Here is a 12,542-nt window from a genome sequence, read left to right on the forward strand (position 1 = left end):
TCAACAGGCAGAAAATCTTTTGGGAGAACTTGTGAGGGACTTTCCCGAAAAGGATGATTATCTTTACAAATACGGTATTATTCTCATTCGTCTTGAAAAATATTCGGAAGCTCTTGGGGTTTTGGATAAACTCGAGAGTAAGATCGGAATGAACAATCCTAAGATGTTATATTATACTAATTTAAACCAAGCGGTTGCATATCATAAAATGAAGCGTTACGAAGAGGCGGTGAAATACTATAGGAAATCTTACGCTGTAAACGCTACGATCCAACCTTTAATCGGGTTGACGAAACTTAAATACGAGATTAGAGATTGTGAAAATTCGATTAAAACTGCAGAGAAGGCGCTTGAATTCGGCGAAAGGACGCATGAGATTCGAATGTACTTGGCCCTCTGCAAAATTCAAAATAAGGAAGAAAATGAAGGATATACCATATTAAAGGAAATCGCCTCCAAACTGGAAAAAGAAAATCCCGAGTTCAAGAATTTGTCCGATGTTTACAATGACGGAATTTTAAAATTAGCCCGTTACTATACGAATCATGGAGAATACACAAAAGCCCTTCGTTATTTTCATTCTGTTCAAGTTTCTGAGGAAGAGGAAAGAGAATATCGTTTTTATCTGGGTAAAGCTTATTATTATACCGGAAAGGTAGATCAGGCGATTTTGCTTTTAGTAAAAGTAAATGGTTCCTCAGGTGCGTATTACTTATTGGCAAAATGTTATGCGAATAAGGACGACCTTGAAAAGACTATGGAATATATACGTAAAGCCGCAAATATGAAACCGGAGATTTGGTCGGCCGCGGCGGAAGAAAAAGAATTCGAGCGGTTCAAGGAGAAATCTTCTTTTAAATCTTTTTTAGAGACTAAGGGATCGAATCAAGAAACGAATCAGAATTCTCAGGCTTTGGATAAGACTTAAATCTTATTGTAGGACTTCTTAAAAATCGTCCTAAAATTATATAAGATCTTTCTAAATAACTTTCGTTATAAACAGAAACAAACGAGTTTGCATTTGTGGGAAACAACTTTGTGGTTCGATTTTCCTATCAGAAAGTGTTTTATGCAAAATGGATGGCGCTCTTTCGGGTTTGAAAGAATGAGTTAGATGCAAGCATTTATTCTAAATCCTTGGTAATCATCCAATGAACCCCCACCTTTTGTTAAATTTTCATTGAAGCGCGATAAATTCACACAGATTGTGTTCTCTCAGATAATTTATGAATTTTAGAGCAGTCTTTTTTGTTCAATTGCCATAGGAGTTTCTGCATTCTTAAGGGAATTCCGCTATTTGTGGATAAGATCTTATCAATACGAATAAAAAGTTTTCGGCTTATATTTTAACGTGAGTTCGGCGTAAAAAAGTTTGGACGAATAAAAAACTAAAGTATTACTTTCTAAACTCAGTAAACACCTTCCTATGGGTCGGTGTTTAGGTTGCGTTGTGGGGCCGATCGTTTCACGGAGGATTTGTCGTAATTTATTTATCTTCGGATTCAAGCACTTGTGGGGTTGGTTATGGCCTCCTACCGATCCCTATAAAATAGAATAAGGTATTTTATCATTTCCTTAAATTGACGACAATTAAACGGTCTTGTTACGAAAAGTATTATAGATATCTTTCCAATTATTGTGATTGCGAATAAGGAAGTGTTAAAATAAATTTCTCAGTCGGATTAAAGAGTTCAAGTCCACTTGACCGGGCGCTTTCGGTTCGTTCAAGCAACAATAAGTGAAAATGGAGCCGAAAGAATCGGGGAACACTCTTGAAATTATTCCTAAAGGTCCCATACAGATTCCTATGAAAAGTATATTTGATTTTTTGAATTCGTTTGCGATCTTCCTAAAAGAAAAAAGAAACTCTGTCAGTTCGTGAATAGAATTCGGAAATACGGCGAATTTATAAACTAAAGGAAGGATTGAGTCGTGCTTTTTTCTTTCTAAATAAGGATCCTTACGAACCCAATCCCTGATTTCTTGTTCCGACAAAATTCCGTCGAACTTATGAACGGATCGAACCAAACCGAAACCGCCGTCCGCGTGTATTTTAAAAAGATCGTTGGAACGATTTAATTCCAAGTCAAGATAATGATTCTTAGGATTGATTCTAGAAACTACTTGATAAAAATCGAATTCTTCTTTTTTATACGACGTAATTTGATCGGTATCACCTGCTTGTCTGTAAGTGAAAATACATTGCGCGTTCAATGTTTCGATTTTATCCGCGAGTTTTTGTCCGATGTTTTTCGGAGAAAATAGGTCGAGACGAATTTCGATCCAATCGCAAGCGGGATGTTTTTCGAGAGAAAAAAATTCGTCTTCGTTTATCGTAAGAACGATTTTAAACTCTCGAACGTTCATGAATTAAAGACCTTTTTGCAAGAGATCGTGGATGGAAACGATTCCGATCAATTTTCTAGAATCATCTACAATCGGTGCGACCGAAATCGGATTCGGCCTGGATTCCATTTGTCTCAAAACTTCATAAGCGTTCGATCCGGATTGAAACATAGTGGGGTTCGGATTCATCAATTGCTCCGCTGAAATGGAAGAATCCAGTTTACCGTCTTTCAATTTTTTGCGAATGTCAAAATCTGTAATGATTCCCAGAAGTTTTCCCGATAAATCCGTAACTCCCGTAGCGCCTTGTCTCTTTACGGTAATTTCGGTAAGTATATCTTCTAATTTGGCGTCCGGTAATACTTTTGCCAGGTCTTTTCCATTTCGCATAACGTCATCTATTTTTAAACTTAAACGTTTACCGAGGCGTCCAGCTGGATGATAAAGCGCAAAATTTTCTTTTTTGAAATTTTTCAACTCCATCAAACACATGGCAATCGCATCTCCCAGAATCAAAGCGATCGTAGTGCTGGAAGTAGGGGCTAATTCGAGAGGACAAGCTTCTTTTAAAACGGGAGTTATTAAAACAATGTCGGATTCTTTTGCAAGCTTGGATTCGACATTAGCCGTCATCGAAATTAGTTTTGCGCCGATGTTTTTGATCGTAGGGATTAGATTTAACAACTCTTCGCTTTCACCCGACTTACCGATTGCGATGATTACGTCTTCGCTAGAAATGATACCCGCGTCTCCATGAGCCGCGTCGGCGGGATGTAAAAAAATGGAAGGTGTTCCCGTGGAAGACAACGTAGAAGAAATTTTTTTCCCGACGTCCCCGGATTTACCGACACCGGTCACGATTAGTTTTCCTTTGGATTGGAGGATCAGTTCGATCGCTTGTTTAATCGAGGGATCTAGATTTTTTCTAAAATGAAGAATGGATTCTATTTCCGTATCAATTGCTTTTTCTATCTTTTCAAAAATTGGATCCAAGAGTTTCCTCCAATTTTAACGTTTTTACATCCAAAGTTACCGAAGTCATCAAATTCATTCCAGGAAATTTGACGATGATTTGCTCCTCGTTTTTTCTTTGGATAATTTCGGCTTTAAATCCTGCAAAAGGCCCTTCTTGAATGAGAATCTTTTTACCCGGAAGAAGTCTTTCCTGGATCTCAACTTGAATTCTGTCCGGATACGTTTCCAAAAAAATCCGAACTAAGTTAAGATCTTCGTCCGGAATTACATAGGGTTTTCCGCCATAGAATACGAAATGGTGCGCTCCGGGTAATTGTAAAATTTTGACTCTGTCTTGAAAAAATAAGATTTTTACAAAAATATAAGAAGGATACATCGGTTCTTCGACGACTTTCCAGCGGTCGGACCATTTTTTCTTTTTAGAAATTAAAGGAAGAAAGCATTCGATTTTTCTTTCTTGAAGTAATCGTTTTAATTTTTTTTCGGCTCTGGGATTGGTATAAAGAGCATACCATTCGTTGACTTCAGAATTCTCTATCATATACTTTAAAGGAAACCGGAATGAGCAGGTTTGTTCCCTCTTTAAGATCGAATTTCCAAGTTCTCAGGGCCCTATTGAATTCGACTTCGAAGATCGAATATTTACAAGGCTGAAGAGTTCTAAAAATTTCGCCCCTTCCGTCAGATTTTATTCTTACTTCCCAAGAACAATCCGATTCCAGTCTTTGATCGAGAGCTCCTTGCGGAAAGTGAATTTCATTCTTAAATTTTTCAATTTCTTTTTGTAAGGTTCCCACGTTATTCGAATTTTCAGACATAAAAGATTTGGAATTTTCCCCCACACCTTCTTGTAAAAAGTTCAGAGTTACGCTTTGACTTACTCCCTTTTTGAGATGGATTTTTAAATTCTCAATTTGTGGAAATTTAAAGAAAGTCGTAGAAAAAAAAAGAAATAATAAAATATGAAACGAACCGGAGATAAAAAAAGAAAGCCGAGTGCTCACAAACCTATCCTTTGATATAGATCAATATTGTAAATATCTATGAAAAGTTTTATTTGGATTTAGACATTTTATCAAACATCGCAGACGAATTATGAATTTATTTTAGACAAGATGGTCCCTTCTGGGCTTGAAAACCGCAAATATTTACCACAAAATAAGAAAAACCGAGAGAAGGAACGAAAGTGGAAAAAACGCAGCTCATCTCGACAAAGTCGGGAGCCTTCGATAACGCTCCGCTATCTCAGACAGCCTCACTTCTTAGCACGCTCGGCATCACAAAGAAACGATCAGTACTCGTATTTAACGAACAATACTAAGGATATGTTGAAAGAACAACGAATAAAACATAATGAGGCTCAGATCAAAAAATTCATCCGTAAACTCAAACATGTTTTTACTCTGCGAAGTCTATGATTTCAAGAGATTTAGAATAGTGGTTTCTTTCATGAGTTTTCTTGGACTTGTTCCTGGAGAATATGCTTCCGAAAGAAAACAGATAGGAGTGACAAAAATAGGAAGCCCTAGGCTTAGAAGAATTTTAACGAAAACCGTTTGGCGCATCGTTTTCCTGAAACAGAAAGTAAGATCGTAGCCGCAATAAGATTTGGACAATATGCGTTAGTCGTTGCTTTAGCAAAAAAAGCATCTTTAAAGTTGCACAAGAAATTTCGTAATTTACAGCTACTGATCCCTATGAAATAGAGTACAGTTAATTTGAATATACTACTCGGCCGCTTGAAAATAATACTCGAAAATAAGCGGTCGATTTTGCAAAGGTACAGCGGTTCTTAAAAATTAAGTCAAGTCGGGAAATCTCGACTTTTTAAAGGAAGATTCCAATATTCTAATTTTCAAAATAAGTTTGTTATAGTATTCTATTTGTGCGTTCGAGTAGTAAGTCCCGCGTTTAGACGCAGAATTTTGGACACTTTATTCTGTAGAAATGAGTAAAGAGGAAAAACTCCTCAGTTAGAATTATTGAAAAATTAATTCTCTATCCGTTTCTGCTTCATTGAAATGGGAGTTTGAAGCGGTTTTGTTACTCTGAATCGTGGAATTTTTCAGCAACTCTGTTAAAGAAGTTAAAAAACTGAGGTATGAAATCATAGGGAGAACTTCAAAGGACCATCAGACGGTATTCTATTTTATAGTGATCAGTAAAATTGAAAACAATTATGATTCAAATCAATAAAACAACGCATGTCGTAAGAAATCCACACTCCTTGAGGACCATAAATACGTATCTGGTTTTGATAGATTATATATTTAGACTACTTAAATATAAGAAGTGAAGACGAATCTCTAGTATATTCAATTTTATTAATTATTTCATGTGACTTTTATTTGTTCTGGTTAACTTTCTATGTTCATTTCTTTTTCATAGTTATTTGAAATTTTTCTTTTAACTACTTGGTATTTATTTTTTATGTAACGAATAAGGATTTTGAATGAGAAAAAATCTTCCGGTTACAAGTCAAGAGATAGAGGTACCTACCAACGCGGTTCTAATTTCACGTACGGATGCTAAAGGGATAATTTCGTATGTAAGCCAAGACTTTGCACATATTAGCGGTTTTTCCGAGAGAGAAATGGTAGGTGAATCTCACAATCTTATTCGCCATCCGGCCGTTCCTTCTGAAGTATTTCGAGAAATGTGGGAAACAATCAAAGAAGGGAATCCTTGGAGTGGGGTTATAAAAAACCGAGCGAAGTCGGGAGATTATTATTGGGTGGATGCCACTATTACTCCGGTGATGAGCGAGGGTATAGTATCCGGTTATATGTCTGTCCGGAAAAAAGCGACTCGGAAACAAATCGAAAGGGCGGAAATTCTTTTCGATGAACTACGAAATACGAAGTCGTTCTTCTGGAAACTAAGAACAGGTATTCGAACGTTATTCAAAAAATTAGGACTTTCCGGAAGAATCATTTTATATGTCTTATTCGTTTTTGTTCCTTTGTTGTTCGCAAATTTCGAGTGGATCCAAAACGGTTTGTTTTTTTTACCCACCCTCGGTATTATCTGTGGGGCGATCGGAATGCTTCTTTTGGTAAAGACGATTCTGAATTATCGAAAAGGGATTCTCGAAGTCATTTCAATTCAAAAAGAGATCGTATCCGGAAATTTTCTCATAGAAATTCCCGAAAGAAAAGGAAGTTCCGAAATATTTGAAATTCATTCCGGCCTTCGTATACTTGTAATCAGCATTTGGGGATTGTTAGTTCAGATCAAAGAGAATTTCGAAAAGAATCAGAAACTTTATCGATATCTTTCCCAATCGACCGAACAATTTCAACTAAAAACTCACGACCAGGCTGCTTCCGTAGAAGAGACAGCATCTGCGTCGCAGGAGTTGTCTTCAACTTTGGATGGAATCGTAAAATCGATTCATTTGCAATCGTCTAGTTTGGCGGCAATCAACGATGGGATCGGAAAAGTAAACGAATCGATTCAAAACGTATCTAAATCAATGAATGGTCTTGCTTCTCAAACTACTTCCATAAAACAAAAGGCTTCTCAAAGTGAGGAAACATTCGAAAGGGCGATTCTCGCAATGAATGAAATTAAGGAATATTCCAACGGAATTTCAAAGATCGTCGGAATTATCACTTGGATTTCGGAAAAAACGAATTTGTTATCATTGAACGCATCCATCGAATCCGCAAGAGCGGGTGAGGCGGGAAAAGGTTTTAGCGTGGTGGCGGAAGAGATATCAAAATTAGCGGATCAGACTCGAAAATCGATTAAAGATATTATCGTTTTAATTGACAATACTACGAAAGCGGTCGATCTTGGGGCGGAAAAGTTTCAAAGATCTCTAACTATTGTCAATCAGCTTACGGATTATATTAGCGAAGTGAATTCTTCCGCAACGATCGTAACAGCCTCTCTGTTTGCTCAAGTGGAGAAATTAGCTGAGATCAGAAAAAGTACAGATCAAGTCAATCGACTCGGTGAAACTGTGAGCGAATCTTCCGGGTTTCAAAAAACCGCTTCCGAGGAAATTTCTTTGTCGATGCAGAATATTGCGGAAAATTCCGAATCCATTGCTAGAACTTCGAAAGAGATAAAACAATTTGTGGACGAATCGATTCTCGAGGCGACAAAGTTGTATGAAATTCTAAAACATTTTAAAACGTCTTAAAGTTGATCTTAAAACCTCGAAAAATATCTCTACCTCTAAACGTTTAGCAAGTTTCTAAAAAATGCAGTAGTTTCCACGGATTAACATTGTATCGGCGGCTTTCTCGTCGTTTAAAATTGTAGCGGATTCCTACATTTTGAGGCTCCGGGAAGGGCTTTTAATTTTTCTCGGAAATAAAAAAATCTACCGATAAATAGATCAATGGGGAATCGGTTTCTCAGGCTGACGATTTTTATTTCCATAGTGCTCACGCTTTTTTCCTTTTGGGATCATCGTCTTGTCGGTTATCTAAAAGACTTTGTCGTTTTCATCCATGAAATCGGTCATGCGGTTGCCGCTTTGTTGACCGGAGGTTCGGTTCATACGATCGAACTTCACGGAAATGAATCAGGAGAAACCATCGCGATACCAAGTTCCGGAACCAGCTCTTTTATTTTCGTAGTATCTGCCGGATATTTGGGATCTTGTTTGATGGGAGGTTTTTTATTAAACCGGGGTTTTTCCGGAAAAATGATACGCCCGACCTTGATTTCCTTCGGAACGATTCTTTTGCTTATGACAATTTCTTATTCCAAACCCGGAAATCTCGCTCAATATACCGGAATTCTTTGGGGTTTAGGATTTGTGATACTCGGATTTTTCAATCTTAAAATCAATCGATTCGTTCTTGTCTTTATAGGAACGAGCATTTCTCTTTATAGTTTGTACGATCTTTTGGATTTTACAGGAAACATCGCGTATACGGATGCGGGGATTATGGCGGCGTGGATTACGGGAGCAAACCCTACGCAAGGAGTTCCGAAATCCGTGATCGTCTTGGGATATTTGATTGCTCTCCTTTGGTCCTTTTTTAGCTTATCCATCATATTTGTATCTATTAAAAAAGTTTTCCAATCGAGTCTTCAAGAGCAGGAAGTAGTTCCGCAAGCGGAACATTCTTTCCAAGAAAACGGAAATACAGAAATACCGTTTCCGGGGGAGGTAACTCCCGAAGTTATGGAATGGTTTTTTAGCAAGGGACTTGATTTAAACGGAAAACCCTTGCCGACGGAGTTTTTGGAAAAAGAAGAATTATGAGTCAACGAAGAATACTAATCACTGGCGGCGCTGGATTTATCGGATCTCATTTGTGCGAAAGACTTTTGAAAGAAGGCAACGAAATCATCTGTTTGGATAATTTGCATACCGGAAGAAAGAAGAACATTCAAAAACTTTTGAACGATCCCAAGTTCGAATTTATCAGACATGATATAACGGATCCGATCAAGCTCGAAGTTGATCAGATATACAATATGGCTTGTCCTGCAAGTCCGGTTCACTATCAATCCAACGCGATTAAAACGATCAAAACGAACGTCTTAGGCATGATGAATATGCTCGGTCTTGCAAAAAGAGTGAAGGCCAGAATTCTTCAAGCGTCTACTAGCGAAGTTTATGGAAACCCGTTGGAGCATCCGCAAAAAGAAACGTATTGGGGAAATGTAAATCCGATCGGAATCAGAAGTTGCTACGACGAAGGAAAACGAGTCGCGGAAACTCTTTGCTTTGATTATCAGAGAAATCATAAAGTGGATATTCGTGTGATTCGAATTTTCAATACATACGGACCTAGAATGCTTCCGGACGATGGAAGGGTGGTTAGCAATTTTATCGTGCAAGCACTCAAAAAAGAAGACATAACATTGTACGGAGAAGGTGAGCAAACCCGTTCTTTCTGTTATGTGGATGATTTGGTTGATGGGATCATTCGTATGATGAACACCGAAGGTTTTAACGGTCCGGTGAATCTCGGAAACGATGGGGAGTTTACCGTTCGTGAATTAGCCGAATTGGTTTTGAAAGAAACGGGCTCTGCATCCAAAATCGTTCACAAGCCATTGCCTCAAGACGACCCGGCGCGTAGAAAGCCCGATTTAACTCTCGCAAAACAACGACTGGGGTTCGAGCCGAAGGTTCCTCTTGTGGAAGGAATTCGGAAAACCATCGAGTACTTCAAAAATAACTTGGATTAAATTTATACAAAGAAATTCTGGACGTACTTTACCAAGCGAGTCCGGAACACGCTATTGATCGATCACCGGAAATGAATTATGAATATTGGAATTCTAAAAGAAGCTAAAGAAGAAACGAGAGTATCTGTAACACCCGACATCGTAGATACGTTGAAAAAAATCGGAGCGGTTGTCTTTGTTGAAAAAGGCGCTGGGGAACAATCTTATTATCACGATGAAGACTATAAAAAAGCCGGAGCAAATCTCGCATCTCGTCAAGATATTATTGGCAAATCCAATATTATAGTGAGTATTCACCTCGCGGATCCCGGGACATTAGCGAAGATGAAACCGGGAACGATTTATCTCGGGATGTTTCAGCCCGCGATAAATGCGTCGACCATCCAAAAACTCGCCGCTAAAAAAGTGGAAGTTTTAAGTTTGGATGCGATCGCAAGAATTACAAGGGCTCAGTCGATGGATGTTCTTTCTTCCCAAGCGACCGTTGCTGGCTACAAAGCGGTACTACTTGCGGCTTCTCATTTAGCTAGATTTTTTCCAATGCTTACGACTGCGGCCGGAACGATCACACCCGCTTCTGTATTGATCATTGGAGCTGGAGTCGCGGGTCTACAAGCGATCGCTTCCAGCAGAAGATTGGGTGCGGTAGTGGATGTGTTCGATACGAGACCGGAAGTAAAAGAGCAGGTTCATTCTCTTGGTGCAAAGTTCGTGGAAGTGGAAGGTGCTTCGCATTCCGCTGCGGCCGGTGGTTACGCGGTGGAACAAACTGAAGAATACAAAAAACGCCAGCAAGAAGCCATCGATAAATACGCTCAGAAAGCGGACGTAATCATAACGACGGCATTGATTCCGGGGAAAAAAGCCCCTTTGTTGATTACGAAGAAAATTGTGGATAATATGAAATCCGGTTCGGTAATTGTGGATCTTGCGTCTTCCATGGGAGGAAACTGCGAATATACGAAACATGGACAAAATGTAACCACTTCGAGAGGGGTGACGGTAATCGGCCACAGAAATCTTGCGGGCTCGATTCCTGCGGACGCTTCAAAAATGTTCAGTAAAAACGTTTTAAATTTTCTTAAACTATTGATTAAAGATAAAAAGATCAATCACGATCTGAATGACGAAATTCTTTCTTCCACAACGATTGTTCATAAAGGGGAAATTCGTCATAAACTTACGTTAGATGCTTTAGGGCCGAAGTCAGGAGCAGCAAAACCTAAGAAGAGCGTTGCCAAGAAATAAACCGAAAAAACCGAAAACTGTTCCGATCATCCAACCGCCGATCACATCGCTTACGAAGTGATGAAGAGAAAGCAGCCTTCCCACTCCGGCTAAAAAACTAATCAAGATCAAAGCCGGAGAAAATTTAAATAAAAGTACAAGAATCAAAACCGCGGTCATGGAATTCGCCGCGTGAGCGGAAGGAAACGAATGTTTCATGTCTGGGTTTGAATCCACCTTTCCGGCGACGGTGATCAAAGGTCTTTTTCTTGCGATGAGTTTTTTTAAAAAAAGAACAAAACGATCGTTTGCATAAGTCACCAAACCCGTAAAAATCAAAACCCAGTACCAAACGATCTGGAGATCGTTTTTTAAATAAAGAAAGGGAAGAAGGATAAGTAGAAATATTTCTCCTCGATTGATTTTGGAAAGAACATGGCTCATCTTAGGATTATGGAGTTTTGTCCGAATCCAAGTAGAGAGTGAAAAATCGATTTGATCTACGATATCTATCAAAGTTGAAAGTCTTTTTTGAGAATGTTCGAAAGTCCTTTTCTTGGAAGACTTTTTTGTTCTCCCGAAACTAGGTCTTTGATTTGAACTGTTTCCGTGCGAATTTCCGATTCTCCAAGAAACAATACGTAGCGATAACCTTTTTTTTCCGCGATCTGAATTTGTTTTCCGACTTTTGCAGAGTCTAGCATCGTTTCGGTGAGGATCCCATTTTCACGGAGTTCTTTCGAAAGTTTGAACGTGTCCACAAAAATAGATTCGTCCATGATTGGAAGGAAGAGGGTTTTTTCTCTATTTAAATCCGGAATGAGATTATGGCCTTCTAAGAAGTTTTTTAGAGTTACGTCGCCTAACCCGAAACCGATTCCGGATAATTGTTCTTTGGAGAACAATCCGATGAGGTTATCGTATCTTCCTCCGCCGTACAATGATCTTCTGTTTTCCGGATCGGTATCGAATACTTCGAAGATACAACCGGTGTAATAATCGAATCCCCGAATGATAGAAGGATCGAATACAAGTTGTTTATCGATTCCAAGTTCGCCTAGCTCTTGAAATAAATTTCGAATGAAATAAATGGAATCCGGGTCGATTCCGGGGATTGTAGAGACGGTTTCTAAATTGGAAGCAAGATAGGTTTCGATAAGAGAAAATTGTTCGTTAAAGTTATTCAACAACGGTCTTATTTCGGCTTCGAAAGCTTCCGAAGAAATTTTGGATTTTTTATCTAAAAGTTTGGAAACTCCGTGGACTTGATAGTCGTTAAGTTTAAGGGAATTTTTTAAAAAACTGTCTAAAAGCTTTCTATGAGAAACCTTAATCTGATAACTTCCTATAGGCGCTCCGAATTTTTTTAGAATCGAATCCGCGATCAAAAGAATTTCAAGTTCGGCGCGGTGTGTATCTACTCCGAAAAGATCCACATTCAATTGCCAGTGTTCTCGTAGTCTTCCTTTGCCCGGTTGTTCGTATCTCCACAAATTCGGAATGGAAAACCAACGTACAGGTTTTGGGAGATTACGAAGATTTCCGGCTACCATTCTTGCAAGCGTGGGAGTCATCTCCGGACGGATTGCGACTCTTCGTTCTCCTTTGTCGATAAAGTCGTATAATTGCCGTTCGACGATTTCCTCTCCGCTTTTGGCCTTGTAGAGATCGAAAGATTCTAGGATGGGTCCGTCGTATTCTTGATAGCCGAAGGAAAGTACGGTTTCCCGCATAACGGAAAACATCCAGTTTCGGAGTCGCATTTCCTCCGGATAAAAATCTCTAGTGCCTTTGTAAGGGGCGGTGGTTAAAAAGTTTTTTTGATTTTCCAA

Annotated in this window: 11 protein-coding genes and 1 pseudogene (1 of these 12 running past the window's edge); 6 read left to right on the forward strand and 6 right to left on the reverse strand. The window is 38.8% G+C overall.

Annotated elements, in window-relative coordinates; translation table 11 throughout:
* Nucleotides 1–928, forward strand: the 3' portion of a protein-coding gene (locus FHG67_RS00175) for a tetratricopeptide repeat protein (protein WP_142499588.1). Its footprint begins 575 nt before the window's first position; the window shows 928 of its 1,503 coding nt (coding positions 576–1,503); its start codon lies beyond the left edge, outside the window; its stop codon occupies nt 926–928.
* 731 nt (nt 929–1,659) lie between these two features.
* Here FHG67_RS00175 and FHG67_RS00180 read toward each other — a convergent pair.
* The 4 genes from FHG67_RS00180 to FHG67_RS00195 are packed head-to-tail and all read right to left on the reverse strand — an operon-like array spanning nt 1,660 to nt 4,325.
* Nucleotides 1,660–2,367: a type I 3-dehydroquinate dehydratase gene (locus FHG67_RS00180; RefSeq protein ID WP_002615954.1), complete on the reverse strand. Its 708-nt coding sequence runs from the start codon at nt 2,365–2,367 to the stop codon at nt 1,660–1,662.
* A gap of 3 nt (nt 2,368–2,370) precedes the next feature.
* Entirely contained in the window at nt 2,371–3,339 is a 969-nt protein-coding gene (locus tag FHG67_RS00185) for a KpsF/GutQ family sugar-phosphate isomerase (RefSeq protein WP_142499589.1), read from the reverse strand.
* A complete protein-coding gene (locus FHG67_RS00190; RefSeq protein ID WP_004495090.1) occupies nt 3,323–3,862 on the reverse strand; it encodes a UpxY family transcription antiterminator in 540 nt (179 codons plus the stop codon). The genes FHG67_RS00185 and FHG67_RS00190 overlap by 17 nt, the downstream gene beginning before the upstream one ends.
* Complete coding sequence (locus FHG67_RS00195; protein WP_002615739.1) at nt 3,846–4,325, reverse strand: LIC_10042 family TonB-like protein; 480 nt, start codon at nt 4,323–4,325, stop codon at nt 3,846–3,848. The genes FHG67_RS00190 and FHG67_RS00195 overlap by 17 nt, the downstream gene beginning before the upstream one ends.
* Nucleotides 4,326–4,713: 388 nt before the next feature.
* Between FHG67_RS00195 and FHG67_RS22090 the strand changes: the two are divergent.
* The 5 genes and pseudogenes from FHG67_RS22090 to FHG67_RS00220 all read left to right on the forward strand — a co-directional run.
* A pseudogene (locus FHG67_RS22090) lies at nt 4,714–5,006 on the forward strand (transposase); the annotation flags it as partial.
* 767 nt (nt 5,007–5,773) lie between these two features.
* The gene (locus FHG67_RS00205) at nt 5,774–7,471 is read left to right on the forward strand and encodes a methyl-accepting chemotaxis protein (protein WP_004504194.1); all 1,698 of its coding nucleotides are present in this window, start codon (nt 5,774–5,776) and stop codon (nt 7,469–7,471) included.
* 201 nt (nt 7,472–7,672) lie between these two features.
* Complete coding sequence (locus FHG67_RS00210) at nt 7,673–8,548, forward strand: M50 family metallopeptidase (protein WP_004495085.1); 876 nt, start codon at nt 7,673–7,675, stop codon at nt 8,546–8,548.
* Entirely contained in the window at nt 8,545–9,483 is a 939-nt protein-coding gene (locus tag FHG67_RS00215; RefSeq protein ID WP_002615921.1) for a UDP-glucuronic acid decarboxylase family protein, read from the forward strand. The genes FHG67_RS00210 and FHG67_RS00215 overlap by 4 nt, the downstream gene beginning before the upstream one ends.
* 78 nt (nt 9,484–9,561) lie before the next feature.
* A complete protein-coding gene (locus FHG67_RS00220) occupies nt 9,562–10,731 on the forward strand; it encodes a Re/Si-specific NAD(P)(+) transhydrogenase subunit alpha (protein WP_002615764.1) in 1,170 nt (389 codons plus the stop codon).
* Here the strand turns inward: FHG67_RS00220 and FHG67_RS00225 are convergent.
* Nucleotides 10,690–11,226 carry a phosphatase PAP2 family protein gene (locus FHG67_RS00225; RefSeq protein WP_002615767.1) on the reverse strand — a complete coding sequence of 179 codons (537 nt, stop codon included), beginning with the start codon at nt 11,224–11,226 and terminating at the stop codon, nt 10,690–10,692. The two genes, FHG67_RS00220 and FHG67_RS00225, sit on opposite strands and share 42 nt — an antisense overlap.
* Nucleotides 11,223–12,542: a histidine--tRNA ligase gene (hisS, locus tag FHG67_RS00230; protein ID WP_004499752.1), complete on the reverse strand. Its 1,320-nt coding sequence runs from the start codon at nt 12,540–12,542 to the stop codon at nt 11,223–11,225. The genes FHG67_RS00225 and hisS overlap by 4 nt, the downstream gene beginning before the upstream one ends.

The organism is Leptospira weilii (assembly GCF_006874765.1).
Taxonomy (GTDB): domain Bacteria; phylum Spirochaetota; class Leptospiria; order Leptospirales; family Leptospiraceae; genus Leptospira; species Leptospira weilii.

Excerpts from the sequence above, each read along its gene's own strand:
- FHG67_RS00180 (WP_002615954.1), bottom strand. The coding sequence starts at position 2,367 with ATGAACGTTCGAGAGTTTAAAATCGTTCTTACGATAAACGAAGACGAA.
- FHG67_RS00190 (WP_004495090.1), bottom strand. The coding sequence starts at position 3,862 with ATGATAGAGAATTCTGAAGTCAACGAATGGTATGCTCTTTATACCAAT.
- FHG67_RS00205 (WP_004504194.1), top strand. The coding sequence starts at position 5,774 with ATGAGAAAAAATCTTCCGGTTACAAGTCAAGAGATAGAGGTACCTACC.
- FHG67_RS00210 (WP_004495085.1), top strand. The coding sequence starts at position 7,673 with ATGGGGAATCGGTTTCTCAGGCTGACGATTTTTATTTCCATAGTGCTC.
- FHG67_RS00215 (WP_002615921.1), top strand. The coding sequence starts at position 8,545 with ATGAGTCAACGAAGAATACTAATCACTGGCGGCGCTGGATTTATCGGA.
- FHG67_RS00220 (WP_002615764.1), top strand. The coding sequence starts at position 9,562 with ATGAATATTGGAATTCTAAAAGAAGCTAAAGAAGAAACGAGAGTATCT.